Below are 24,888 nucleotides of genomic sequence, written 5' to 3'. Positions count from 1 at the left end.
CGTCTCCCCTAGGCGAACAGGATGGAGGACAGGCGGCGGCGGCCGTCGCGAGCGATCTCCGAGGCCGGACCGGCCGCCTCGAACACGACGAGCAACTGCTTGCGGGCGGCCTGGTCGTTCCACTCGCGATCGGCGGCGACGATCTTGAGCAGGCTGTCGACCGCGCCCTGCAGATCGCCGGCCGCGGCCTGGGCCAGCGACAGGTCGTAGCGGGCCTGATGATCGGAGGGATCGGCGGCGACCCGGGTCTCCAGCTCGGCGCTCGCGCCGCTCGGGGCCGCCGAGGCGAGCGACAGCTGGGCGCGCACCGACTGGACCTTGGCGTTCTTCGAGTCCGCGGGGGCCATGGCGATGGTCTGGCGGGCCTGGTCGACGTCGCCGTCGGTCAGATAGACCCGGGCCATGCCGGCCACGGCGCCTTCGTGGGCCGGCTCCAGCATCAGCACCTGGGCGAAGGCCTGGGCGGCGCCGCCGAGGTCGTTCAGCGACAGCGACTCTTCGCCCATCGACATCAGCTGCTCGATGTCGGAGTTGGCGCTCGTGCCGCCGGTCAGCTTGTCGATGAAGGCCTTGAGCTGGCTTTCCGGGATCGCGCCCTGGAATCCGTCGGCGGGCTGGCCGTTGACGAAGGCGTAGACGGTGGGGATCGACTGCACGCGCAGCTGACCCGCGTAGGCGGGATTCTTGTCGACGTCGATCTTGACCAGCTTGACGGCGCCGCCGGCGGCGCGGACCGCCTTCTCCAGCATCGGCGTCAGGGTCCGGCACGGCCCGCACCAGGTCGCCCAGAAGTCGACCAGCACCGGCTGGACCTTCGACGCCTCGACGACATCGGCCATGAAGCCGGCGTCGGAACCGTCCTTGATCAGGTCGTCAGGCAGGGTGGTGGGGTCGGCGAAACTCATCGAGCGGTCCTTGGGGTGTGAGGGCCTAACGCGGCAGGGCGAAGATGGTCGCGGCGGACGCCCGCCTCAAGGGCCGATCAGGTGGGATCCCCCCCGGCGCCGGCGGGGCTGAGCTTCCAGCGGATCTTGGTTTCGGAATCCGTGCGGGCCGAGCCGCGCACGACGATCTGCAGCGAGCGCCGGGTCAGGCCTTCGTCGACATGGACCGACGGCTCGATGGCCACGTCCGGCCCATCGGTGCGGAACCACCAGCCGCGGCCGGAATGGCCCCGCAGCAGGATGGAGCGGCGGTCGCGAGCCAGCGAGGCCTGCACGCCCGGCTCGAGCTGGAAGCGCACGGCGTAGGGGGCGGCGATGGCGCGGACCACGTCCTTCTGGCCCGGCGCCGGATGCAGCCGTTCCTCGGCGCGGAGCTCGTCCAGCCTCTGGTCGAGATAGAGGCGGCGCTGGTGCAGCAGGCCGAAGTCATGAACCCAGCCGTCGTGCTCGGCCTCGAGCCAGACCGCGCCCTCGCCATCGCGGCGATGGACCTCAACGTGCAGCGGCCGCCCGATCAGGCGCTGGCCGAGCAGGTCGCCCTTCCAGCCGCCCAGCGGCGCGCCGGTCGAGCTCTCGCCCAGCGTCAGGGTCGTGTGGCCGGGGGCGAGGCGGAGGCCCTGCCGGTCGGCCGCGCGAGGGGTCCAGCCGCAGCCAGTGACCAGCCGGTCCCGCCCGCAGACGATTTCCAGCGCCAGCGGCTGGGCGCAGGCGGCGGACGACCAGCCGGCCCGGGCCGGACCGGCGACGTCGGCGGCGACGGTGAGCAGAGGGCTGCGGATGCGGGCGACGCCTCCGACGCTCCCGCTCGGCGGCTCGGCGCCGTCGGCCTCGTCGTGGGCGAGGGCGGCCGCGACCCGCGCGGGGTTGGACGGTCCGCCGCCCTGCAGGGTGACCAGCCGCCCGTCGGGCAGACTGAAGAAGCGCGCCGCCCGGGTCAGGCGCCGGATGGCCGAGCGCACCGGATCGGGCAGCGCCTCCGACAGCTGCGCCAGCGCGTCCTCGAGGCTCAGCAGGTCAAGCAGCAGCTCCAGTCCGGCCTCGGGACTGCGCGAGGCGTGGCCGCCGTCCTCGCCGACGGTGCGGGCGAGGGCGGCCGGGAGGCGGCGCAGGGCCTTGCGGCGCAGCGCGGCGCCGGGGGCGCCCGCCAGAACGCAGCCCGCGACGGCGGCGGCGACGAGGCGCTCGGCCCTGCCGGCCACGCCGCCGGGCGGCCGCAGCAGCTGCCGCGCCTGACGCCCCAGCACGTCCGCCAGCCGCACCCGTTCGGCCTCGGTCGCCACCTGGCCCATGCGCCGCGCCGCGCAGGCGAGGTTGAAGGTGCGGCGGGCGAGAATGGCGGGATCCCAGGCGAAGGGCGACCAGCGAGCGAAGACCGTCGCCCAGCCCAGGGTGAGCCGCAGGCCTTCGCGCGCGCCGCGCTCGCCCTCGAGCATCAGCGACGGCAGCCATGCGAAGGCGTGCAGCTCCACCGCAAAGGCGCGCGTCGGGCTGGGCCGGTTCCATGGATCCTCGGGCGCGGCGGCCTCGAGGCTGGAGCCGGCGAGGATGAATTTGCCGCCGAGGACCGTCTTGCCGGTCGCGGGATCGACGGGCCGGAAGTCGCGGGGCGTGGCCGCGAAGCCTTGGGCGACGCGGCCTTTCAGGGTCAGAGCGTAGCCGGGCAGGCCGTAGAGCTCGACCCACAGCTGACGGGTCAGCAGGCGGCCGGCGACGGCGGGCCACAGGCCCGGACCGGTGGCGGCGTCGGTGGTGCGGACCGGGGTGCGCATCGGGGCGCCGCGCAGGCCGGGAATGGCGCCGGGCTGCGGGGCGTCGGCCTCGGGACGCGAGAAGGGGCCGAGCGGGCTCATGCGGGCTTTTGGGCCGCCGGGCTTTGAGCGGCCTTCAGGGCCCGGATGTTGTCGGCGTAGGCGGAGGGGCCTCCGCGGAACACCGCCGTGCCGGCGACCAGGGCGTCGGCGCCGGCGGCGACGCAGGCGCCGGCGTTGGCCGCCGTGACGCCGCCGTCGACCTGCAGGTGCGCCGCCGAGCCGGCGGCGTCGAGCACGGCGCGGGTGCGCTCGATCTTGCGCAGGGTCGAGGGGATGAAGGACTGGCCGCCGAAGCCCGGATTGACCGACATCAGCAGCACCAGGTCGACGAGATCGACGACCTCCTCCAGCACGGACAGAGGCGTGCCGGGATTGAGCACCACGCCGGCCTTTGCGCCCAGTTGCCGGATACGGCCCAGGGTGCGGTGCAGGTGCGGTCCGCTCTCGGGGTGGACGGTCAGATAGTCCGCCCCGGCCTCCCGGTAGGCTTCCAGCCACGGATCGACCGGCGCGACCATCATATGCACGTCGAACGGCAGCTTCGTGTGCGGACGCAGCGCCTTCACAACCTCGGGACCGATGGTGATGTTGGGCACGAAATGGCCGTCCATGACATCGACATGGACCCAGTCGGCGCCGGCGGCCTCAAGGGCGGCGACTTCCTCGCCGAGACGGGCGAAGTCGCTGGCGAGGATGGACGGACAGATCAGGGGCGCGGGCATGGTCCGGGGATAAGGCGGGTCGCGGGCCGTAGCAAGGCGCGGGCTGGGTTTCCGCCGCCGCCGGAGCTACACGGTTCAGTCATTGCCCCACGCGACAGCGGAGACCCGTCATGAGCGAACACCTCGCCGTCATCGAATGGAGCCGGGAGGGTCAAGCCTTTTCCGACAACCAGTACGCCCGCGCCCACGACTGGCGCTTCGACGGCGGGGCGGTGGTGCGCGGCTCCTCCGCGCCGTCCAGCGTGCCGGCGCCGATGTCCGACCCGGCCGCTGTCGATCCGGAGGAGGCGCTGGTGGCCGCCGTGTCCAGTTGTCACATGCTGTTCTTCCTCGCCTTCGCCCGAAAGGACGGTTTCGTCGTCGATCACTACCGCGACCAGGCCAGCGGCGAGCTCGGCCGCGACGACCGCGGGCGGGTGTCCATCACGGCGGTGACCCTGCGCCCGGCCGCGGCCTTCTCCGGCGAGAACCGACCCGATCCGGCGGCACTCGGCGACCTGCACCACCGCGCCCACGAGGCCTGTTACATCGCCAACTCGATCCGGGCCGCGGTGACGGTCGAACCGCGCTGACAGGCGTTCACAGACCGGAACAAATGAGGCACAAGGCGGCCATGCCCGCCGATTCATCCGTCACCATCGCCGCCCCGCCGTCGCTGGCGGAGGCGCGGGCGACGCTGGAGCGGGTCTGGGGCCACGCCGACTTCCGCGGCCGCCAGGCCGAGGTGGTCGCCGAAGTGCTGGCCGGCCGCGACGTGCTGGCGGTGCTGCCGACCGGCGGCGGCAAGAGCGTCTGCTACCAGATCCCGGCCATGCTGCGGCCGGGCCTCGGCCTCGTGGTCTCGCCCCTGATCGCCCTGATGACCGACCAGGTCGAGGCGCTGAAACAGCAGGGCGTGGCGGCGGCGCGGCTGGACTCCGGCGTGTCGCTGGACGACCGGTCGGAGATCTGGCGGGCGGCGCGGGCCGGAGAGCTGGACCTGCTCTATGTCTCGCCAGAGGGACTGGCTCAGCCCCACCTGATCGATCGGCTGCGCGACCTGCCGCTGTCGCTGATCGCCATCGACGAGGCGCACTGCGTCTCGCAATGGGGACATGACTTCCGCCCGGACTACCGGACGCTGGGGCGGCTCGCCGAACTGTTCCCCGACGTGCCGAGGATCGCGGTCACCGCCACCGCCGACGCCCGCACCCGCGAGGACATCGTCCGCTCGCTGCGCCTCGGCGAGGCGCGGGTGGTGGTCGACAGCTTCGCCCGGCCGAACCTGCAGCTCTCGGCGGTGCGCAAGGAGAACGGCTCGCGCGCCCGCACCGACGCCGCCGTCATCGAACTGGTCCGCCAGCGGCGCGGCAAGTCGGGCGTGGTCTATTGCGGCTCGCGCGACGGCTGCGAGCGGGTGGCGCAGGCGCTCAGGGACGCGGGAACCAACGCCATCGCCTATCACGCCGGCATGGAGGCGCGCGATCGCGACCGCCGCCTCGAGCGCTTCCTCGCCGAGGACGGGGCGGTGATGGTGGCCACCATCGCCTTCGGCATGGGGGTCGACAAGGCCGATGTCCGCTTCGTCATCCACGCCGATCCGCCGGGCTCGCTGGAGGCCTACTGGCAGGAGATCGGCCGGGCCGGGCGCGACGGCGAACCGGCCGAGGGCGTCACCCTGTATGGCCCCTCCGACATCGCCTGGACGCTGCGGCGGCTGGAAGGACGGCCGATGGCGGAAGAGGTCAAGGCCGTGCAGGTGCGCAAGGCGCGCCAGCTGTTCGCCATGCTGGACGGGGCCGTCTGCCGACCGCAGGCGGTGCGGCGCTATTTCGGCGAGGCCGACGCCCGGCCGTGCGGCGTCTGCGACATCTGCCAGGACCCGCCGGCGCAGTTCGACGCCACCGTCCAGGCCCAGAAGGCGCTGGCCGCGGTCCAGCGGCTGGGCGAGCGCTTCGGACGCGGCCGGATCATCGACCATCTGCTCGGCAAGACGAAGGACGCCCAGCCGTGGGAGACGGGTCTCTCCACCTGGGCCATCGGCGCCGACACCGCCCTGCATACGTGGCGCGACGTGCTGGACCACCTGATGTTCGAGGGCCTGCTGGTCGAGGACCCCAACGAGGGCAAACCGCTGGTCAGACTGGGCGATGCCGAGGCGGTGCGCGCCGTCTACCGCGGCGAGCGCCGGATCGAGGTCCGCCTGGCGCCGGCCCGGGCTGCGGCCACGCGCGAGCGCGCCCGCACCGGCCGCAACGCCGCGCTGGAGACGATGGACGCCGACGTGCGCGCCCGCTTCGAGACGCTGCGGGCCTGGCGGCGCGACCGCGCGGCGGAGCAGCGGGTGCCGCCCTATGTCATCTTCCAGGACCGGACCCTGCTGGAAATCGCCATGGCCGAGCCGGGCGACCTGGAGCGGCTGTCGCACATTCCGGGGGTCGGTCAGACCAAGCTCGACCGGTATGGCAAGGGCGTACTCGACGTGCTGGGCCGGCAGGCGGCCTGACCCAAAACGGGCGACCGGCGTTCCCGCGGTAAGATTCGGTCAAGGTCTCGGAAGGGGGGCCTTAAACTTTCACCGTCACAGTCCGGAGGTGCTCCCCAACCGCGCCCCTTCTCCGATCGACAAACTGGCCGTGGCGGTCGTCCATGAGCCCGTCCGCGCGGTCAATTCCTACGCCCCGCTTCCCGCGGGCGCGCGCGAGGAGGCCCTGCGGTTCCTGTTGCAGACGGCCGCCGACGCCGGCGTCACCCTGGTGGCGACCAAGCCGGACGGGGACGGCGAGCGCAAGCTGGGCCAGGCCTGGCCCTTCCCGTCTCCGTTCCGCGTCACGGTCCGCACCGTGCCGATCACCGAAGGCGTCGACCGCGTCGAGGCCCGAGCCCGCCGCTCGCTGGAGCGGCTCGGCCTGCCCCGCGGCGACACCCTGCTGGTCTCCTGCGCCGGGGATCTGGCCGGGGCCGAGGGCCGCGCCCTGTGGGACCGGCTCGAAGCGCTGAAGGCGCGGGGCCTGTATCGCCACATCGGCTTCCGCGCCGCCATCGAGGACGGCCCGGCCCTGCTGGCGCGACGCTTCCAGCCCGACGTCGTCGAGCTCCCCCTGAACCTGCTCGACCAGCGGGCCCAGCACACCGGCGTGCTGGCGGAGTTGGCGTCGCTGGATGTCGCGGTCCACGCCACCTCGGTGTTCGCCGACGGCCTGCTGTTCATCAGCGGCGAGCCGCTGCCGCCCGAAATGGCCGGCCACGCCCACGCCCTGTCGCGGATCCGCCGCCGCCTCGCCGAGGCGCGGATCGATCCGATGCAGGCCACCCTCGCCTACGCCATGAGCCTGCCCGAGGTGTCGGCGGTGATCGCCAGCGTCGCCTCGGCCGCCGAGCTGCGCGCCGTGGTCGCCGCCGCCAACGCCCCGACCCCGGCGCTGGACTGGGCCGCCCTGCAGCTGGAGCCGGCGACGGTCGCCGCCGCCGGCCTGCGCCGCGTCAGTAGCGCAGCCTGACCCCGACGTAGGCGGACCGGCCCGGCTCGCCATAGCCGAACACCTGCTGATACCGCGCGTCCGCCAGGTTCTCGATGCGCGCCGTCAGCGAGACCTGGTCGGTCAGGGCGTACGACCCGTTCAGATTGGCCGTGACGAAGGCCTCGCGCACCCCGCCGACATCCTCCTGATCGCTCTCGCCGCGCACGGTCAGCGCCGCCGACAGCCGCTCGCCGGTCCAGCCCAGAGTCGCGGACCCCGCCCGTTCCGGCACGCGCAGAAGCCGGGCCCCGGTGCTTTCGTCGCGCGCGTCGGTCCACGCCCAGGCGAGGCTCAGATCGAAGCCGCCGCCGAGCCGGGCGCGGCCTTCCAGTTCGACCCCGTCGGTCGCGGTCCGGGCCACATTGACGTAGACGCTGTCGAACGTCGCCGGATCGAAGACGTAGGTGATCTGGTCCTCGACCTCGAGCCGGTAGGCGGTGACCCGCCCCTCGATCCGCCCGTCGGGCGAGGCCCAGCCGATCGCCGCCTCATAGCCCTCCGCCGTCTCCGGCCGCAGAACCGGAAACGGCTGGGCCGAGAAGCAGAAGTCGCACACCGCCTGGCTGATCGACGGCGCCTTGAAGCCCGTGCCATACGCCGCCGACAGGGTGACGCCCGCGCCGGCGTCGAACGCCGCCGAGACCCGGCCGGTCGTCTTCGAACCGAAGTCGTCGGTGTCGTCGACGCGCAGCGCGCCCGACAGGCTCACACGCTGCGACGGCTCGACCCGCGCCGTGGCGAAGGCGGAAGTGGTCCCCAGCGCCTCCGTCAGCCCGGTCGACAGGCTGCCCTGCGTCGCCTCGCGCTCGGCCCCGATGACGAAGGCGACCCCCGCCGCCTCGCCCCCGGCCTGCCAGCGGAACGCCTGCCGGTCCGCCTCGAACTCTGACGGGAAGGTCGAAACCGTCTCCCGCGCGATGTCCGAGGCCGAGACGCTGACCTGGTGCGACAGTCCCAGAGCCTCGAAGCGCAGGCGGCCGAAGCCGGACCACTGCTCGCTCGTCTGGCTGTCGGCGGTGTCCGCCAGGACAAAGGCCGGCGCGGGATAGCCGTCGAGTTCGGCCTCGCCCTGGGTCCAGCGGATGGCGCCGTCCACCGACAGGGTCTCGCCGAGGGCATGGCGACCCCGCGCGCCGGCGGTGGTCGATCTGAAGCCATCGGTCTCGGTGTTCCCGTCCGCCGCGTCGGCGGCGGAGATGCCGTTGGCAGCAAAGCGTGAGACCCAGACCCCGAAGCTGGAGCGCCCGGTCGAGACGCCGCCCGCCAGCCGGCCACGCACGGTCCCGAACGACCCCGCCTCGGCATCCAGCGCCAGCCCGTCGGGCTCGCGCGTGGTGAAGGCGATCACCCCGCCGATGGCGTCCGAGCCCCACAGCGACGACTGCGGCCCCGACAGCACCTCGATGCGCTCGATATCGGACAGCTCGAGGCCCGAGAAATCGAAGGATCCGTTGACCTCGGCCGGATCGTTGACCGGCGCCCCGTCGACCAGCACCAGCGTCTTGCCCGGCCCCGCCCCGCGCATCCGCACCTGGGCGACCCCGCCGAAGGCGCCGGAACGCACCACCGAAAGGCCCGGCACGTCGCTCAGGATATCGGCGGCGAAGACCGCGCCGCGGCGGTCGATGGTCGCCCGGTCGATGACCCGGGCGCCCGGCGTGTCGGCGACGATGGCCGGCAGCCGGGTGGCGGTGACCACCACCTCGGGCAGGGCGTCGTCGGGGTCGTCGGCCGCCTGGGCCTGGGCCGACAGCGGCAGGCATACGGCCGCGGCGGTGGCGAGAAGCAGGGATCGCGCGTGTTGGACTCGCATCGGCGATGTCTCCGTCGTCCCCGCGCGAGCGCATCGCGGCGACGTGGATAAGGCGACCGACCCGTCCCGCAAGGAACGGCGCAGGTGTCGGGTCGCCTCGACGGATCACCGCGCCTCTGCCTGGTCCCGGACAGCGGACGAGCGACGTCGGCGGCCAGGTTTCCTGGCTTGCGGGTCAAAAGCCGCCGTCCTCGCCTTCCCGGCTCTCCCGAAGGATGCGCCAGTGACGCCGGAGATCGCTCTCCGGACCGGACGACGGCCTCGCCGCCTACAGTTGCGGGCACAGCCGCGGTGTTGGACCGCGTTCCCTTAACCGCCTGAGCCGCTTGTCGCAGGGACGCGCCTTTCAGACAAGCAGCGAGGCCCCGCCGCCAGCTGGTTCATCACAACGAGCACGAAGAAGAGAAAGCCACAAAGAACACGACGGGACCCGGCGGAGGCGCCGCAGGCGTTTCGACGCCCGTGGAGCTGAAGGCGCTGCGCGCGAGTTCGGCGCCGGTCCCGTCGTGTCCTTCGTGCCTGTTCCTTTGTGTTCGTTGTGACGAACCAGCACTCCCGACCGCACCCTGACAGGATGGCGCAAGGGAACGCTTGAGGGGGCGCCCGCAATCCGTCACCTTGCGCCGCTCATATGAACGCCCCCCTCGCCCATCCGCCGAAAGCCGCCGAGCTGCCGTCCACCGAGGGCGTGACGCCGGTGATGGCTCAGTTCCTCGCCGCCAAGGCGCAGGCGCCGGACGCCATCCTGTTCTTCCGCATGGGCGATTTCTACGAGCTGTTCTTCAGGGACGCCGAGATCGCCGCGGCGGCGCTGGGCATCACCCTGACCAAGCGCGGCAAGCATCAGGGCGAGGACATCCCCATGGCCGGGGTGCCGGTCCATGCGCTGGACGGCTATCTGGCCCGGCTCATCCGGCAGGGCTTCAAGGCGGCCATCTGCGAACAGCTGGAGGCGCCGTCAGAGGCGAAGAAGCGCGGCTCCAAGGCGGTGGTGAAGCGCGACATCGTGCGCGTCGTCACCCCGGGCACCCTGACCGAAGACAGCCTGCTGGATGCGCGCGGGGCCAACCGGCTGGCGGCGGTGGCGATCCGCAAGGGCCGCGCCGCCGTGGCGGTGGTCGAACTGTCGGCCGGGTCCGTCGATGTCGTGGCCTGCTCGCTGGACGACCTCGCCGCCACCCTGGCCTCGTTCCGGCCCTCCGAAGTGCTGGTCCCCGACCGGCTGTTCTCAGACGAGGCGGCGAAGGCGGCCCTCGACGGTTCGGGCGGCGTGGTCCAGGCCCTGCCGCAGGCGCTGACCGAACCGGTCGGCGCGCGGGTCCGCGTCGAGCGGCTGTACGGCGTCGCCTCGCTGGACGGCTACGGCGCCTTCGAGGAGGCGGAAGTCTCGGCGCTGGGACTGATCGCCGCCTACCTGGAAACCACCCAGGCCGGCAAGATCCCCGCCCTGTCGCCGCCGCGACGCTCGGGCGAAACCGGCTTCCTCGCCATCGACCCGGCGACGCGCCTCAGCCTCGAGATCGACCGCACCCAGCGCGGCGAGCGCGACGGTTCGCTGCTGGCCTGCATCGATCGCACGGTCACCGCCGGCGGGGCCCGGGCCCTGGCCGAACGCATCGCCCGGCCGCTGAGGGACACCACGGCGATCAACCACGGCCTCGACGCGGTCGAATGGCTGCTGGAGCGCCGCGATCTGCGCCGCGACCTGCGCGACGGTCTGAAGGCCGCGCCCGATGTGGCCCGCGCCGTGTCGCGTCTGGCGCTGGGGCGCGGCGGCCCGCGCGATCTGGCGGCGATCCGCACCGGCCTCTCGGTGGCTGAAGGCATCGCCGGCCTGTTCCCGCCGGAGCGCGATCCGCTGACCGGCCCTCCGGCGCGGCTGTCGGCCTGCCTCGACCGCCTGACCCTGTCGCCCGAGACCGGGCGGCTGCTGGTCGATCTCGCCGAGGGGCTGGTCGGCGAGCCGCCGCATCTGGCCCGCGACGGCGGCTTCGTCGCCCCCGGCTATCGGCCCGAACTGGAGGAGGCGCGCCGCCTGCGCGACGACAGCCGCCGGGTGGTGGCCGATCTGGAGGCCCGGGCGGTCGCGGACTCCGGCGTGCCCTTCAAGATTCGCCACAACGCGGTCCTCGGCTATTTCCTCGAGGCCAGCGCCAAGGCCGCCGAACCCCTGCTGCGGCCGACCGGCGACAGCCCCTACATCCACCGCCAGACCCTCGCCAACCAGGTCCGTTTCACCACCGTCGAACTGTCGGAGCTGGACGCGAAGATCAGCCAGGCCGGGCACCGCGCCCTCGCCATCGAAGGCGAGACCTTCGAGACCTGGCGGCGCACGGTCCAATCGCTGGCCCAGCCGTTGCAGGCCGTCGCCGAAGCGCTGGCGGAACTGGACGCCCACGCCGCCCTGGCGGAGTGGGCCGAGGAGGTCGGAGCGGTCCGGCCCTTGGTCGACGACACCGCCTGTTTCGAAGTCGTCGCCGGTCGCCACCCCGTCGTCGAGGCGGCGGTCAAGTCGGCGGGCGATCCCTACACCCCGAACGACTGCCGGCTGGACGGCTCCGGCGCCGGCTGCGCCCGCCTGTCGATCGTCACAGGCCCGAACATGGCCGGCAAGTCGACCTTCCTGCGCCAGAACGCCCTGCTGGTGGTGCTGGCCCAGGCCGGCGCCTTCGTGCCCGCCAGGTCCATGCGGCTGGGTGTCGTCGACCGGCTGTTCAGCCGCGTCGGCGCCGGCGACGACCTCGCGCGCGGCCGCTCCACCTTCATGATGGAGATGGTCGAGACCGCCGCCATCCTGACCCAGGCCACCGACCGCAGCTTCGTGGTGCTGGACGAGATCGGCCGCGGCACGGCGACCTATGACGGCCTCGCCATCGCCTGGGCCGTGGCCGAAGCCCTGCACGACCGCAATCGCGCCCGCACCCTGTTCGCCACCCACTATCACGAGCTGGCGGGCCTGGAGACGCGTCTCGCCCACGTCTGCAATCTGTCGATGCGGGCCAGGGAGTGGAACGGCGACCTCGTCTTCCTGCACGAGGCCGCGCCCGGCGCCGCCGACCGGTCCTATGGCGTGCAGGTGGCCAGGCTGGCCGGCGTGCCCGCGGCCGTGGTCAGCCGCGCCCGCGAGGTGCTCGACCGGCTGGAGGGCGAGAAATCCGCTGCGGTCAGCCTCGACGACCTGCCCCTGTTCGCTGTCGCTGAGCCGCCGGCGCCACCGCCGTCCTCGGCCCTGACGGACGCCCTGTCGGCCATCGAGCCGGACGAACTGTCGCCGCGCGAGGCGCTGGAGGCGCTGTACCGGCTCAAGGCGATCAAGAGCTAGCCGGGCGCCGGCCGTGTCCTTGTCGCGCGTGGCCGTCTCCCGGTCTATATCGGGGGCATGAGTCCCCGCAGCCGCCGACCGGCCGACACCGCAGACGCAGGCGGCCCTTCCGGCGACGCCTGGGCCAAAGCCGCCGCCGCGGCCGATCCGCGCGCTGCGGCCACGGCGCTGCTCCGGCAGTCGTGGGACGCGGCCCGGCTGAAGGCGGCGCAGCGGCTGGAATACGGGCTCGGCGGCGTCGAGGTGGCGCGTCTGCACGCGGCGGCGGCGGACGAGATGCTGATCGCCCTGTGGCGTTTCACGACCGAAACCCTCTATCCCGCGCCCAATCCGACCGAGGCCGAGCGCCTCAGCCTGATCGCCGTCGGCGGCTACGGACGCGGCGTGCTGGCGCCCTTCTCGGACCTCGACCTGCTGTTCCTGCGCCCGTGGAAGCCGATCCCGCGCACCGAGCAGGTCATCGAGTTCATGCTCTATGTCCTGTGGGACCTCGGCGTGAAGGTCGGCCAGTCGGCGCGCTCGGTCGACGAATGCCTCGCCCTGGCCAAGACCGACATGACCGTCCGGACCGCCCTGCTGGAGGCGCGGCCTCTCGCCGGCGACGAGACCCTCGCCGAGGCGTTCATCGCCCGCTTCCGCGCCTTCGTGACCAGGACGGATCCCCGCCCCTTCATCGCCGCCAAGCTGGAGGAGCGGGACGCCCGCCATCAGAAGGCGGGGGCGGTGCGGTACCGGGTCGAGCCCAACGTCAAGGACGGCAAGGGCGGGCTGCGCGATCTCAACACCCTGTTCTGGATCGCCCGCTCCCTCGCCCCCGACAGCCCGCTGGGCGCGCGGGTGCTCGACGACCTGCTGACCCCGCGCGAGCGCCGCACCTTCGAGGAGGCCTTCGACTTCCTGTGGCGCACCCGCGCGCACCTGCACAGGGTCGCCGGGCGGGCCGAGGAGAAGCTGACCTTCGACCTGCAGCCCGAGGTCGCCCGCCGCATGGGCTGGCGCGGCCGCGGCGACGAGCCGGCGGTGGAGCGGTTCATGCGCCGCTACTTCATCGTCGCCCGCGATGTCGGCGCCCTGACCCGCGCCCTGTCCGCCAAGCTGGAGGCGCGCCAGCAGAAACCGACGCTCAGTCTGTCCCGGCTGATCCCGGGCCGCCGGCGCAAGCTCGGCGTCGACGGCTTCATCGAGGACAGGGGCCGGCTGTCGGTGACCGGGCCGGAGGTGTTCGCGGCGGCCCCTGAAAAGCTGCTGATGCTGTTCCGCTGCGCCGACGTCCACGATCTGGACCTGCATCCGGACGCCTTCTCGGCGGTCAGCCGATCGCTGTCGCTGGTGACGCCGTCGCTGCGCCGCGACCCGGAGGCCGCCCGCGCCTTCCTCGACATCCTGGCCCACGGCCAGCGGCCCTACCGGGTGCTGACGCTGATGAACGAGACCGGCCTGCTGGGCCGGTTCCTGCCCGAATGGGGCCGGATCGTCGGCCAGACCCAGTTCAACATGTACCACGCCTACACGGTCGACGAGCACACCCTGCAGGCCATCGGCATCATCAACGACATCCAGCGCGGCAAGCTGAAGGCGGAGCACCCGAACGCCAGCGAGATCGTCCACCGCATCGACGACTTCGAGGCCCTGATGCTGGCCATGCTGCTGCACGACGTCGGCAAGGGCGGCGACCGGGGGCAGCTGGAGGACGGCGCCATCGCCGCCCGCCGCGCCTGCGACCGGCTCGGCCTCGACCCGCGCCGAACCGAATTCGTGGTCTGGCTGGTGCGCAACCACCTGGCGCTCAGCGACTATGCCCAGAAGCGCGACGTGTCCGATCCCGAAACCGTGCGCGCCTTCACCGAACTGGTCGGCGATCCCGAGCGGCTGCGCACCCTGCTGATCCTCACCGTGGCCGACATCCGCGCCGTCGGGCCGGGCGTCTGGAACGGCTGGAAGGGACAGCTGATCCGCGACCTGTACCTGCGCACCGAGGCCGTGTTCCGCGGCGAGGACATCAGCGGGGCGGATCCGCTGGACGACTATCCGGCGCTGATGGCGCGCGCCCGGGCCGAGGGGGCGGCGGCCGAGGTCCTGGACGGCGCGGAGGACGGCGGTGGCTCGGCGACGCGGGTGGCCGTGGCGGCCGTCGACCGGCCCGGCCTGTTCGCCGATCTCGCCGAGGCCCTCGCGAGCGCCGGCGCCGACGTGGTCGGGGCGCGGGTGGCCACCGCCGACGACGGCGCCGCCCTGGATGTGTTCGACCTGCAGGACGGCGCCGGCGCGCCCTACGGCCAGGCCGAGCCGCGCCGTCTGGTGCGGTTGCTGAAGGCGCTGGAAGCGGCCGCGCGCGGCCAGCCGGGCCGCGCCTCGCCCCCGCCGTCGCCCTTCAATCCCCGGCGCGCCGCCTTCGACGTGCGGCCGACCACCATCATCGACCTGGAGCAGAGCCCGAGCGCGGCCGTCGTCGAGGTGTCGGGGGCCGACCGCGCGGGCCTGCTGGCGGACCTGGCGCGGGTGTTCGCGGGGGCGGGCCTGTCGATCCGCTCGGCCCACATCGCCGGCTTCGGCGAGCGCGCCGTCGACAGCTTCTACGTCACCGATGCGAAAGGCCGGAAGCCGAAGGCCGGCGCGGCGCTGGACCGGCTGCGCGCCGATCTGGAAGCGGCGCTGGACCGCAAGGACCGCGGCGCCGCGCCGGTCTCGGCCCCGGTCCGCGCCAGCCTGCGCGACGTCTCGGAGCTCGGCCGGCTGCGGCCCGCCCGGCCGCCCGTATCGCGCGCGCCCGAAGCGGGCTAGAGCGCTGACATGGCCGACAAGACCCCGCCCCCCGTGGAACCCATGGAAGCCGCCCCGCCGGTGCCCTCGGCCTCGGGGACCTCGGAACCTCTCGTCCAGCCGCCGGCCTCTGCGGCCACCGCGGGCAAGGGCGGCGGCATGATGCGCAACTCGGCCATCTTCAGCGGCCTGACCTTGGTCAGCCGGCTGGCCGGCTTCGCCCGCGACGTGGTCATCTCTGCCGCGCTGGGGGCCTCGGCCGGACCGGCCGCGGACGCCTACAACACCGCCCTGAATTTCCCCAACCTGTTCCGCCGCATCTTCGCCGAGGGGGCCTTCGCCGCCGCCTTCGTCCCGGCCTATGCGCGGACGCTGCAGACCGAGGGCGAGGCGGTCGCCGACAAGGTCGCCACCGACGCCCTCGCCGCCGTCGCCGTCGCCACCCTCGGCCTGACCATCGTCGCCCAGTTGACCATGCCGTGGCTGATGACCGTCATCAACGTCGGCTTCCTCGACGATCCCGCGCGCTTCAAGCTGGCCGTCATCCTGACCCAGATCACCATGCCCTACCTGCCCTGCATGGCCGTCGCCGCCCTGCTGTCGGGCGTGCTCAACGCGAGGGGCCGTTTCATCGTCTCGGGCGCCTATCCGATCCTGCTCAACCTGATCATGCTCGCCGCCGTCATCCCGGCCCAGGGCGACCAGGTCGGGGCCGCCTATGCGGCCTCGTGGGCGGTGCTGGCGGCAGGTGTCTCGCAGGCGGGACTGTGCTGGTGGGCCGCCCGCAAGGCTGGGGCCGACATCCGCCTCGCCCTCCCCAGGCTGACCCCGCCGGTCAAGGCCATCATCATCACCGCCATCCCCGCCGCCGTCGGCAATTCGGCGACCCAGATCAACGTCTTCATCTCCGGCAACCTGTCCAGTTTCGTGGCCGGCGGCCGGACCTGGCTGGCCACGGCGGACCGCCTCTACCAGCTGCCGCTCGGCCTCGTCGGCGTGGCCATCGGCATCGCCCTGCTGCCGCGCCTGTCGCGGGCGGTCGCCTCGGCCAACCACGAACAGCAGCAGGCCTCTATGGACGAGGCCCTGACCCTCTCCATGGCCCTGACCCTGCCCGCCGCCGCGGCCCTGATGGCCATGCCCTATTTCCTGATCGACGCCCTGTTCACGCGCGGCGCCTTCCTCGAGTTCGACGCCGTCAACACGGCCCGGGCCCTGTTCCAGTTCGGCTGGGGCGTGCCGGCCTTCGTGCTGATCCGCATCCTCGCGCCCGCCTTCTTCGCGCGCGGCGACACCCGCACGCCGATGAAGTTCGCCCTCGTCTCGGTGGCGGTGAACGCGGCCCTGGCCATCGGCCTGTTCAACCTCGGCATGGGCGTCTCGGGCATCGCCGCCGCGGTCTCCGCCGCGGCTTGGACGAATGTGCTGCTGCTCGGCGGCGCCCTGTGGCGGAGGGGCCTCTACCGGCCCGGCGTTCCGGCCCTGTCGCGCCTCGCCCGCATCGCCGCAGCCTCCGCCGGTCTGGCGGTGGTGGTCGGCGTCGCCGCCGCCTTCCGCGCCAGCTACGAGACGCCGGTCGCCGAGCTGCTGGCCCGGCTCGGCACGACCCACGGGGCCAAGGAAACCGCCCTGCTGCTGGTCACCGCCGCAGGGGGCCTGACCTACGTCGCCCTCGCCTTCGCCACCCGCGCCGTCACGGTCGCCGAGGTGCGCGGTCTGATCCGGCGCGGCCGCTGACCGCCTTGCCCTTCCGGCGTCGAGGCGATAAGCGCGAGGCATGGCTCATTCGGGACCCTTCCTCGCCGCCCGGCGATGGCGCGGCTGATCGCACCGCCCCGTTCCGCGCCCGTGCGCGCGCTCCCTCCTGCCTTCTCCCGAGACCCTGACCATGACTGACCAGACCCCGGCCCCCTACGCCGGCCCCCGCCGCATCCTGTCCGGCATCCAGGCCTCCGGCGCCCTGCACCTCGGCAACTACCTCGGCGCCCTGAAGCGGTTCACCCAGCTGCAGGACACGGGCGCGCCCTGTTTCCTGTTCGTGGCCGACCTGCACGCCATCACCGTGTGGCAGGACCCGGCCCTGCTGACCGCCCAGACCCGCGAGATCGCCGCCGCCTATCTGGCCTCGGGCCTCGACCCGGCGAAGTCGGTGATCTTCCCGCAGTCGGCGGTGCGGGCGCATTCGGAACTCGCCTGGATCCTCAACTGCGTCGCCCGCCTCGGCTGGCTCGACCGCATGACCCAGTTCAAGGAGAAGTCCGGCAAGCACAAGGAGCGCTCCTCGGTCGGCCTCTACACCTATCCGGTGCTGCAGGCCGCCGACATCCTGCTCTACAAGGCCACCGAGGTGCCGACCGGCGAGGACCAGAAGCAGCACCTCGAACTGACCCGCGACATCGCCGCCAAATTCAACAACGACTTCGGCGTTCCCGGCTTCTTCCCCCTGCCCGAGCCCCTCACCCAGGGCCCCGCGCCTCGCGTCATGAGTCTGCGTGACGGCGCGGCCAAGATGAGCAAGTCCGATCCCTCGGACCTGTCGCGCATCAACCTGACCGACGACGCCGACTCCATCGTCGCCAAGATCCGCAAGGCCAAGACCGACCCGGAGCCGCTGCCGGAAGCCGTCGAGGGCCTCGACGCCCGGCCGGAGGCGAAGAACCTCGTCACCATCTATGCGGCGCTGGCCGACGAGACCCGCGAGCAGGTGTTGCGCGAATGGGGCGGCAAGGGCTTCGGCGCCTTCAAGCCGGCCCTGGCCGAGCTGGCCGTCGCCTCCATGGCCCCGGTCACCGCCGAGATGCGCAGGCTGATGGACGACCCGTCCGAGATCGACCGGGTCCTGAAGGGCGGCGCCGACCGCGCCGCCGCCATCGCCGATCCGGTGGTCGACGAGGTCAAGAAGATCGTCGGCTTCTGGCGGGCCTAGGCGCGGCTTTCGGACCTCGCGTCGGTCCGGGACTGGCGAACGGCCGCGCTTTTGACCAGGTAGGGCCATGACCTTGAACCACCCTCTCGATCGCCCCGTCTGGAGCGCGCTCGCCACCCGTCTCGCGTCCTTGGCCATCCGGGCGGAGCACGAGGGCGGCGCGGCGGTGCGTCTCGACCCCGACATCGGGGTCTTCGCCGCCGCCGCAGATGTTTCGGCCGGCAGCCGGGCGGCGCTGGACGACCTCTGCCGCCGCTATCCCGGCGCGGGTCTGGTCGAGCCGGAGGGGACCCCGATCGCCGCCGCCCTCCCTGACCTCCCGCCGGTCTCACAGGCCGCCTGCGTGCAGATGACCGCCGCCGCCCTGACTCCCGGCCAGCCCGGCGACCCCGACGTCCTGACCCTGTCCGAAGCGGATGCGGACGAGATGCTGGCGCTGGCGACCCTGACCCGGCCCGGTCCGTTCCGGAAGGGCACGCTGCGGCTCGGCGGCTTCGTCGGCGTACGCCGCGAGGGCCGGCTGATCGCCATGGCCGGCGAGCGGATGAAGGTCGACGGGTTCAGTGAACTCAGCGGCGTCTGCACCCATCCCGAGTTCCGCGGACAGGGCCTCGCCGGCGCCCTCAGCCGCATCGTCGTCGGCCGCATTATCGAGCGCGGCGAACAGGCCTTCCTGCACGCCTACGCCGACCACGCGGCGACCATCGCCTTCTACGAGGACCTCGGGTTCAGCACCCGCGCGCGGATGACCTACACCGTCCTGCCCTAGGAAACCCGGTCCAGCCGGGCGATGAAGAAGCCGTCCAGCCCGCCCTTCTCCGCCCACATCGACGGCAGGATGCGCAGCCAGCCTTCCGGCGTCAGGGCCTCGTCCGGCGCGCCGAGCGCCTTCGGGTCGGCGGCGGCCGTTCGGAACGCCGGGTTGCGGCGCAGGAAGGCGATCACCTGGGTCTCGCCCTCCTCGCGCTCCAGCGAGCAGACGCAATAGACCAGCCGCCCGCCCGGCTTGACCCGTTCGGCGGCGGCGTCCAGCAGCCGGTGCTGCACGTCGGCCAGCTTGGCCACATCCGCGGGCTTGGTGGCGCGCAGCACTTCCGGATTGCGCCGGAAGGTGCCGGTGGCGGTGCAGGGCGCGTCCAGCAGCACGGCGTCGAAGCTGCGCGGGTCGTCCCACTCCTCGGCGGGCGTGACCACCACTTCGGCGCCCAGCCCGGTCCGCGCGAGATTGGCGCGCAGCCGGTCCAGCCGCTTGTCCGAACGGTCCAGCGCCACGACCGCGGCGCCGGCGGCGGCCAGCTGCAGGGTCTTGCCGCCCGGCGCGGCGCAGAAATCGACGATGGCCTCCCCGGCCTTCGGGGCCAGCAGCCGGGCCGGGACGGCGGCGGCGGCGTCCTGGACCCACCACGTCCCGTCCTCGAACCCGGGCCAGCCGGAGATGTCGCCGCGCCGCCCGGTACGCACCGTCCCGCCGGTCAGGACCTCGCCGTCGACGGCCTCGGCCACGGCGGCGGGATCGAGCCCGGGCTTCAGGCTCAGGTCGGTGGCCGGCTCCTCGCGGGCGGCCAGCGCCAGCCCGGCCAGCGCCGGTTCGCCATAGGTCGCGCGCCAGCGGGCGGCCAGCCAGTCGGGCAGGTTGGACTCGGCGGTGGTCAGCCCCGGCCCCTCGCGCTCGATGCCGCGCAGCACGGCGTTGACGAGGTTCTTGTAGGGCCGGGTCTTGGGATCGCGCTCGGCCAGTTTCACCGCCGTCGACACCGCCGCGAAGGCCGGCGTCTCCAGCACCAGCGTCTGGGCCAGGGCGACGCGCAATATGGTGCGCACCGCCAGCGGCGGCCCCTTCTGCAGCCGTCGGTCGAGGATCTGGTCGATCTCGCCCAGCCGGCGCAGGGCGGCCATGGCCACGGCTCGGGCGAAGGCGCGGTCGGGGCCGGGCAGGGCGGCGACCTCCCGGAACGACAGGGCGGCGTCCAGTCCGCCGCGCCCCTCCAGCGCCGCGTTCAGCAGAACCCCGGCCGCCAGCCGCGCCTCGACGCCGATATCCGCGGCCTCGTCGCGGGGCTGTTCGGCCCTGGGCGGGCGAGGTCCGCGGGTTTTCTCGGCCATGCGGCGGCCCCGGGCGGCGGAGCTGCGCCCCTTGGAGGGTTCACGGCTCATACGGCGACCTGCGCGCCGAGCTCGACGACGCGCCCCGGCGGAATGTGGAAGAAGTCGGTGGGGTTGGTGGCGTTGCGCATCAGGAAGATGAACAGCCGGTCCTGCCACATCGGCATGCCCTGCGCCGCCGAGGCCACGACCGAGCGCCGCCCGAGGAAGAAGCTGGTCGACATGATGTCGAACTTCAGCCCCTGCTTGCGGCAGATGCCCAGCGCCTTGGGCAGGTTGGGCTGCTCCATGAAGCCGTAGGAGATGACCAGCTTCTTGAAATCGTCCGAGATCGGTTCGATGCGGATGCGGTCGGCCTCGGCGACGCGCGGCCGGTCGGTGGTGCGCACGGTCAGGATGACGTTCTTCTCGTGCAGCACCTTGTTGTGCTTGAGATTGTGCATCAGGGCCACCGGGGCGACGTCCGGGTCGGAGGTCAGGAAGATGGCCGTGCCGGGCGCGCGGTGCGGCGGCCGGGCGCGCAGCATCTCGATCAGGTCGGCCAGCGGCAGGCTGTCCTTGCGGGTCTTGGCGGTCAGGATCTGAGTGCCGCGCGTCCAGGTCCACATCAGCAGCACGATGCCGGCGCCGATCACCAGCGGGGCCCACGCCCCCTGCGGCACCTTCAGCAGGTTGGAGCTGAAGAAGGCGATATCGATCACAAGGAAGGGCGTCACGGCCAGCACGCTGAGCGGCAGGCTCCACTTCCACAGCCGCCGGACGATGAAGAAGGCCAGCAGGCTGTCGACCAGCATGGCCCCGGTCACCGACACCCCATAGGCGCCCGCCAGCTGCGACGAGGTCGGGAACAGCACCAGCAGGACCAGCACCCCGATCAGCAGCATGGTGTTGACTGAGGGGACGAAGATCTGACCGGCCTGGCTCTCGCTGGTCTGCAGGATGTTCATGCGCGGCAGCAGGCCCAGCTGGACCGCCTGCTGGGTCAGGGAGAAGGCCCCGGTGATCACCGCCTGGCTGGCGATGATGGTGGCCAGCGTGGCGAGGATCAGCACCGGCCAGTAGATGATCTCGGGGATCATCGCCCAGAACGGGTTCAGCCGCGCCGCCGGGTCGCTGAGCACCAGGGCTCCCTGACCGAGGTAGGTCAGCATCAGGCAGGGCAGGACGAACCACAGCCAGCCGGCGCGGATCGGCGCCTTTCCGAAATGGCCCATGTCCGTATAGAGCGCCTCGGCCCCGGTGACGGCGAGGAAGACGCTGCCCAGCAGGATGAAGCCGAGCACGCCGTTATCGATCAGGAACAGGGCGCCGTAGTGCGGCGACAGGGCTCTCAGGATCGAGGGGTCGTCGAAGATGTGGTAGAGGCCCAGCCCCGCCATGACCAGGAACCAGACGGCGGTGATCGGCCCGAACGCCCGGGCCATGCTGGCGGTGCCGCGCGACTGCACCATGAACAGGGCGATCAGTATGCCCGCCGCGATCGGCACGATGAACGGCGTCACCGAGGCGCTGACTCCGGGCGCGGCGCCGAGGCCCTCGACCGCCGACAGCACCGAGACCGCCGGGGTCAGCACGCCGTCGCCGTAGAACATGGCCGCGCCGCAGACGCCGAGGAAGAACACCAGCGCCGAACGCTTGCCGAGCGCGTGCTGGGCCAGCGCCATCAGCGCCAGGGTGCCGCCCTCGCCCTTGTTGTCGGCCCGCATCAGGAAGACGACGTATTTGACCGTCACCACCAGCAGCAGGGCCCAGAACACCAGCGACACCGTGCCCAGCACCGCCAGCTCCTCCGTGCCGCCGCTGCGCGAATGCCTCAGCGCCTCGCGCATGGCGTAGAGGGGGCTGGTGCCGATGTCGCCGAACACCACGCCGATGGCGCCGAGGATCAGGCCCCATTTGCCCGCGCGGACGTGACCGCCCTCGCCCGCAGCCGCGGGGTGCGGGTGGGCCGGGGCGACGGTCTTGTCCTGGGGATTGGGGGAGCTTGCGGCGGCGGGCTTGCCGTCTTCACCTTGGGGAGGGGCCCCGACCATGAAGTGCCTCCGGGACGCCGCACGGCGCGGTTCCCATCAAACGAGCGGCGAGCCTTTAGGCCCTTTCACCGGGCGGTTCAATCGGCCTGCGGCCCGCAAGGTTGCACGCGTCGGCGCCGCCGGTTTGTGAAAGCGCCGCCGTCATCCTATCTTGAGGCCAACGCCATGTCCGACAGCCAACGCTTTCCCGTCGCCGCCCACGCCTTGGCCTATCTGGCCCACAAGGGCGCCTACTCGCCGGCCGAGGCCGCGCCGAGCGCGGTTCTGGCCGCCTCGATCCCGACCAATCCGGTGGTGGTGCGGCGCGTCACCGCCCTGCTGGCCAAGGCCGGGCTGATCGCCACCCGGCCCGGCGCCTCGGGCGGGGCCTGGCTGCTGCACCGGCCCGAGACCATCAGCCTCGACACCGTGCTGCGCGCCGTCAACGGCTGCGCCCACCTCGGCTCGCCGCCGGCCGGGGCCCAGCACTGCCCGGTCAGCACCCATATTCCGCGTCAGGTCGCCAAGGCCCTGACCGCCGCCGACCGCGCCGCCGGCGAGGCCCTGTCGAAGATCACCATCGCCGACCTGCTGGCCGAGGACCCGCCCTCGCTGGCGGCCTTCGCCCCGCACGCCGCCTGCCCGGTCGCCGCCTGAGCCCGAAGCGCCGCACCGTCCTGATCACCGGCGCCTCAGCCGGCATCGGCGCGGCGCTGGCCCGGGTCTATGCCGACAAGGGCTGGGACCTCGTGCTCACGGCCCGCCGCGAGCCCCCCCTGCGCGCCCTCGCCGCCGAACTGGCCGCGCAGGACGCCGCCGTCGCCGTCGTCCCGCAAGACCTCGCCGATCTCGCCGCGCCCCGCCGCCTGTTCGACGCCATCGCGGCCAGGGGCCTGACTATCGACGGCCTCGTCAACAACGCCGGCTTCAGCCGCACCGCCGCCTTCCTCGACACCGATCCCGAGGCCCACGCCGCCACGATCCGCGTCATGCTCACCGCCCCGGTCGAGCTGGCCCGGCTGTTCGCCCCCGGCATGGTCGAGCGCGGCTACGGCCGCATCCTCAACGTCGCCTCTCTGGCCGGGCGGATGCCCGCCACCGGCGGCGACACCCTCTACGGGCCGATCAAGTCTTTCCTGATCAAGGCTTCCCAAGGCCTGCATCTCGAACTGCGCGGAACGGGGGTGCACGTCACCGCCCTGTGCCCCGGCTACACCCTGACCGAGTTCCACGACGCCAACGGCACGCGCGCCGAGGTCTCCGCCGCCTATCCCGCCTGGATGTGGATGGACGCCAGCCGCGTGGCGCGGGCCGGCTACGAGGCCTGCGAAGCCAACCGGCCCAGCGTCACCCCCGGGATCCTGAACACCCTGCTCGCCGGCCTCGCCAAACACCTCCCCGACCGTCTGGCCCTGGCCATGGTCGGCGGCCACGCCCGGCGGCTGAAGCGGATCTAGTGCCCGCCTGCCGGGTACGGCGTGGTGGCGATCGAGCTGAACATGCCGGGGATGGCCTCCGACAGGCCCGAGAGCATGAACTGGATAGCCAGGGCGCACAGGATCAGGCCCAGCACCCGCACGATCACCGCCATGCCGACGTCGCCCAGCAACCGGCTGAGCGGCCCCGTCAGGGCGAAGCAGATGAAGCTGACGAAGCCGGCCGCCCCGATGGCGGCGAGGGCGGCGACGGTGCCCGCCGGCCCGATCTCCTGGCCCTCGCCGGCGACGATGATGACGGTCGAGATGGCCCCGGGGCCGATCATCAAGGGGATGGCGAAGGGCACGATCAGCCGCTTGAAGCGCCGCCGCGCATAGCCGCGCACGTCCTGGGCGTCGGTCGCGGACTCGACGTCGGCGAACATCTTGAGGAAGTCCTCGCGCACCATGTCGAGGCCGAGCAGCAGCAGCAGGATGCCGCCGGCGATGCGGAAGGCGGCCATGGAGATGCCGAAGAACTGCAGCAGCCCGAGGCCGGTGAACAGGAAGAAGGCCAGGAAGACCACCGCGAACAGGCAGATCAGCGCCGACACCGAGATCCGCTGGCGCAGCGACGCGCCGACCGTCGCCGCCGCAAAGATCGGCAGGTTGCCGATCGGATCCAGCAGGGCGAACAGGGCCACGAACAGGTTGACGCCCAGATCGACCGCGTCCATGTGCTGACCTCGCCCTGCAATTCACCCGTCAGCGGCCATCAAGGCTGACGCCCGCGCGCGCGTCCAGTCCTGATTGAGCCAGAGGAGCGACGCCATGACGCCTGTGCTGACCGACCCCCGCCTGATCGTCGGCCTCGACCTGCCCTCGGTGGAGGCGGCGCGCGAGATGGTGGACCGGATCGGCGCCACCGTCTCGGCCTACAAGGTCGGCCTGACCCTGCTGGCCCGGCCCGGGGGCGTCGCCTTCGCCCACGAGCTGCGGGCGCGCGGCAAGATGATCTTCCAGGACTGGAAGCTGCACGACATCGGGGCCCAGGTGGAGGGCGCGGCGCGGGCTGTGGCCGAGGGCGGCTGCGACCTGCTCACCGTCCATGCCGAGCCGCAGGTGATGCGCGGCGCCGTCAAGGGGCGCGACACGGCGGGCGCCGGAACGAAACTGCTCGCGGTCACCGTGCTGACCAGCCTGTCCGACGCCGACCTGACCGACCTCGGCTACGGCTTCACCGCCTCGCAGCTGGTCGAGCGGCGGGTGCGCCAGGCGCTGGACTGCGGCATGGACGGCGTCGTCTCCAGCCCGCTCGAGGCGGCCCGGGTGCGTCAGCTGGCCGGCGAGGCCGGGCGGCCGGACTTCCTGATCGTCACCCCGGGCGTGCGGCCCGAGGGGGCGGACAAGGGCGACCAGCAGCGGGTGGCCACGCCGCGCGCCGCGCTGGAGGCGGGGGCCACCCACCTCGTCGTCGCCCGGCCGGTGATCGCGGCCGACAATCCGCTCTCCGCCGCCTCGGCCATCGCCGCCTCGATCGACGGGATCGCGACCTAGTCC

Annotated in this window: 18 protein-coding genes and 1 riboswitch; of the genes, 11 read left to right on the top strand and 7 right to left on the bottom strand. The window is 72.7% G+C overall.

The window, feature by feature from the left end:
* Positions 1-8: 8 nt before the first annotated feature.
* The 3 genes from VEA98_RS09755 to rpe form a co-directional block, all read right to left on the bottom strand.
* Positions 9-905, bottom strand: a complete 897-nt coding sequence (locus VEA98_RS09755; RefSeq protein ID WP_324813556.1) for a co-chaperone YbbN — start codon at positions 903-905, stop codon at positions 9-11.
* A 77-nt stretch (positions 906-982) separates the two neighbouring features.
* Positions 983-2,794, bottom strand: coding sequence for a heparinase II/III family protein (locus tag VEA98_RS09750; protein WP_324813553.1), 1,812 nt, complete (start codon positions 2,792-2,794; stop codon positions 983-985).
* Positions 2,791-3,477, bottom strand: coding sequence for a ribulose-phosphate 3-epimerase (gene rpe / locus VEA98_RS09745; RefSeq protein ID WP_324813550.1), 687 nt, complete (start codon positions 3,475-3,477; stop codon positions 2,791-2,793). The genes VEA98_RS09750 and rpe overlap by 4 nt, the downstream gene beginning before the upstream one ends.
* 110 nt (positions 3,478-3,587) lie before the next feature.
* Here rpe and VEA98_RS09740 point away from each other — a divergent pair, with 110 nt between their 5' ends.
* The 3 genes from VEA98_RS09740 (at position 3,588) to VEA98_RS09730 (ending at position 6,956) form a co-directional block, all read left to right on the top strand.
* Positions 3,588-4,049, top strand: a complete 462-nt coding sequence (locus VEA98_RS09740) for an OsmC family protein (RefSeq protein ID WP_324813547.1) — start codon at positions 3,588-3,590, stop codon at positions 4,047-4,049.
* Between the two features lie 23 nt (positions 4,050-4,072).
* Positions 4,073-5,962: a DNA helicase RecQ gene (recQ, locus tag VEA98_RS09735; RefSeq protein ID WP_414642168.1), complete on the top strand. Its 1,890-nt coding sequence runs from the start codon at positions 4,073-4,075 to the stop codon at positions 5,960-5,962.
* A gap of 88 nt (positions 5,963-6,050) precedes the next feature.
* Positions 6,051-6,956 (top strand): aldo/keto reductase, encoded by a 906-nt coding sequence (locus tag VEA98_RS09730; RefSeq protein WP_324813543.1) that lies wholly within the window; start codon positions 6,051-6,053, stop codon positions 6,954-6,956.
* Here the strand turns inward: VEA98_RS09730 and VEA98_RS09725 are convergent.
* The gene (locus VEA98_RS09725) at positions 6,940-8,790 is read right to left on the bottom strand and encodes a TonB-dependent receptor plug domain-containing protein (protein WP_324813541.1); all 1,851 of its coding nucleotides are present in this window, start codon (positions 8,788-8,790) and stop codon (positions 6,940-6,942) included. The two genes, VEA98_RS09730 and VEA98_RS09725, sit on opposite strands and share 17 nt — an antisense overlap.
* A gap of 136 nt (positions 8,791-8,926) precedes the next feature.
* Positions 8,927-9,122, bottom strand: a riboswitch (cobalamin riboswitch).
* A gap of 299 nt (positions 9,123-9,421) precedes the next feature.
* On the opposite strand from VEA98_RS09725, the gene mutS reads away from it, so the two are divergent.
* From mutS to VEA98_RS09700, 5 genes are all read left to right on the top strand, one after another.
* The gene (mutS, locus tag VEA98_RS09720) at positions 9,422-12,112 is read left to right on the top strand and encodes a DNA mismatch repair protein MutS (RefSeq protein ID WP_324813539.1); all 2,691 of its coding nucleotides are present in this window, start codon (positions 9,422-9,424) and stop codon (positions 12,110-12,112) included.
* Between the two features lie 57 nt (positions 12,113-12,169).
* Positions 12,170-14,893, top strand: coding sequence for a [protein-PII] uridylyltransferase (gene glnD / locus VEA98_RS09715; protein WP_324813537.1), 2,724 nt, complete (start codon positions 12,170-12,172; stop codon positions 14,891-14,893).
* A 9-nt stretch (positions 14,894-14,902) separates the two neighbouring features.
* Positions 14,903-16,609 carry a murein biosynthesis integral membrane protein MurJ gene (gene murJ, locus VEA98_RS09710; protein WP_324813535.1) on the top strand — a complete coding sequence of 569 codons (1,707 nt, stop codon included), beginning with the start codon at positions 14,903-14,905 and terminating at the stop codon, positions 16,607-16,609.
* A 151-nt stretch (positions 16,610-16,760) separates the two neighbouring features.
* On the top strand, positions 16,761-17,798 hold the full coding sequence (gene trpS / locus VEA98_RS09705) for a tryptophan--tRNA ligase (RefSeq protein ID WP_324813533.1): 1,038 nt from the start codon (positions 16,761-16,763) through the stop codon (positions 17,796-17,798).
* A gap of 67 nt (positions 17,799-17,865) precedes the next feature.
* Positions 17,866-18,567: a GNAT family N-acetyltransferase gene (locus VEA98_RS09700; RefSeq protein WP_324813530.1), complete on the top strand. Its 702-nt coding sequence runs from the start codon at positions 17,866-17,868 to the stop codon at positions 18,565-18,567.
* Here VEA98_RS09700 and VEA98_RS09695 read toward each other — a convergent pair.
* Positions 18,564-19,901, bottom strand: a complete 1,338-nt coding sequence (locus VEA98_RS09695; RefSeq protein WP_324813528.1) for an RsmB/NOP family class I SAM-dependent RNA methyltransferase — start codon at positions 19,899-19,901, stop codon at positions 18,564-18,566. The two genes, VEA98_RS09700 and VEA98_RS09695, sit on opposite strands and share 4 nt — an antisense overlap.
* A gap of 47 nt (positions 19,902-19,948) precedes the next feature.
* Positions 19,949-21,934 (bottom strand): potassium transporter Kup, encoded by a 1,986-nt coding sequence (locus tag VEA98_RS09690; protein WP_324813526.1) that lies wholly within the window; start codon positions 21,932-21,934, stop codon positions 19,949-19,951.
* A gap of 165 nt (positions 21,935-22,099) precedes the next feature.
* Here VEA98_RS09690 and VEA98_RS09685 point away from each other — a divergent pair, with 165 nt between their 5' ends.
* On the top strand, positions 22,100-22,570 hold the full coding sequence (locus VEA98_RS09685) for an Rrf2 family transcriptional regulator (RefSeq protein ID WP_324813524.1): 471 nt from the start codon (positions 22,100-22,102) through the stop codon (positions 22,568-22,570).
* Positions 22,567-23,370: an SDR family NAD(P)-dependent oxidoreductase gene (locus VEA98_RS09680; protein WP_324813661.1), complete on the top strand. Its 804-nt coding sequence runs from the start codon at positions 22,567-22,569 to the stop codon at positions 23,368-23,370. The genes VEA98_RS09685 and VEA98_RS09680 overlap by 4 nt, the downstream gene beginning before the upstream one ends.
* On the opposite strand, the gene VEA98_RS09675 is transcribed toward VEA98_RS09680, so the two are convergent.
* Positions 23,367-24,065, bottom strand: coding sequence for a MarC family protein (locus tag VEA98_RS09675; protein WP_324813522.1), 699 nt, complete (start codon positions 24,063-24,065; stop codon positions 23,367-23,369). The two genes, VEA98_RS09680 and VEA98_RS09675, sit on opposite strands and share 4 nt — an antisense overlap.
* Positions 24,066-24,168: 103 nt before the next feature.
* On the opposite strand from VEA98_RS09675, the gene pyrF reads away from it, so the two are divergent.
* Positions 24,169-24,885, top strand: coding sequence for an orotidine-5'-phosphate decarboxylase (pyrF, locus tag VEA98_RS09670; RefSeq protein WP_324813659.1), 717 nt, complete (start codon positions 24,169-24,171; stop codon positions 24,883-24,885).
* The last annotated feature ends 3 nt before the right edge of the window (positions 24,886-24,888 follow it).

Origin of the sequence: Brevundimonas sp. (assembly GCF_035627055.1) — a bacterium.
In the GTDB taxonomy this organism is placed as follows: domain Bacteria; phylum Pseudomonadota; class Alphaproteobacteria; order Caulobacterales; family Caulobacteraceae; genus Brevundimonas.
The sequence above is the reverse complement of the archived record's forward strand: the minus strand, read 5'-3'. Positions and strand labels throughout refer to the sequence as shown.

Bases quoted from the DNA above. Each gene is read 5' to 3' on its own strand.
- VEA98_RS09750 (WP_324813553.1), bottom strand. From the start codon at position 2,794: ATGAGCCCGCTCGGCCCCTTCTCGCGTCCCGAGGCCGACGCCCCGCAG.
- VEA98_RS09685 (WP_324813524.1), top strand. From the start codon at position 22,100: ATGTCCGACAGCCAACGCTTTCCCGTCGCCGCCCACGCCTTGGCCTAT.
- rpe (WP_324813550.1), bottom strand. From the start codon at position 3,477: ATGCCCGCGCCCCTGATCTGTCCGTCCATCCTCGCCAGCGACTTCGCC.
- VEA98_RS09695 (WP_324813528.1), bottom strand. From the start codon at position 19,901: ATGGCCGAGAAAACCCGCGGACCTCGCCCGCCCAGGGCCGAACAGCCC.
- murJ (WP_324813535.1), top strand. From the start codon at position 14,903: ATGGCCGACAAGACCCCGCCCCCCGTGGAACCCATGGAAGCCGCCCCG.
- glnD (WP_324813537.1), top strand. From the start codon at position 12,170: ATGAGTCCCCGCAGCCGCCGACCGGCCGACACCGCAGACGCAGGCGGC.
- VEA98_RS09755 (WP_324813556.1), bottom strand. From the start codon at position 905: ATGAGTTTCGCCGACCCCACCACCCTGCCTGACGACCTGATCAAGGAC.
- VEA98_RS09725 (WP_324813541.1), bottom strand. From the start codon at position 8,790: ATGCGAGTCCAACACGCGCGATCCCTGCTTCTCGCCACCGCCGCGGCC.
- VEA98_RS09740 (WP_324813547.1), top strand. From the start codon at position 3,588: ATGAGCGAACACCTCGCCGTCATCGAATGGAGCCGGGAGGGTCAAGCC.
- recQ (WP_414642168.1), top strand. From the start codon at position 4,073: ATGAGGCACAAGGCGGCCATGCCCGCCGATTCATCCGTCACCATCGCC.
- VEA98_RS09700 (WP_324813530.1), top strand. From the start codon at position 17,866: ATGACCTTGAACCACCCTCTCGATCGCCCCGTCTGGAGCGCGCTCGCC.
- trpS (WP_324813533.1), top strand. From the start codon at position 16,761: ATGACTGACCAGACCCCGGCCCCCTACGCCGGCCCCCGCCGCATCCTG.
- VEA98_RS09675 (WP_324813522.1), bottom strand. From the start codon at position 24,065: ATGGACGCGGTCGATCTGGGCGTCAACCTGTTCGTGGCCCTGTTCGCC.
- VEA98_RS09690 (WP_324813526.1), bottom strand. From the start codon at position 21,934: ATGGTCGGGGCCCCTCCCCAAGGTGAAGACGGCAAGCCCGCCGCCGCA.
- mutS (WP_324813539.1), top strand. From the start codon at position 9,422: ATGAACGCCCCCCTCGCCCATCCGCCGAAAGCCGCCGAGCTGCCGTCC.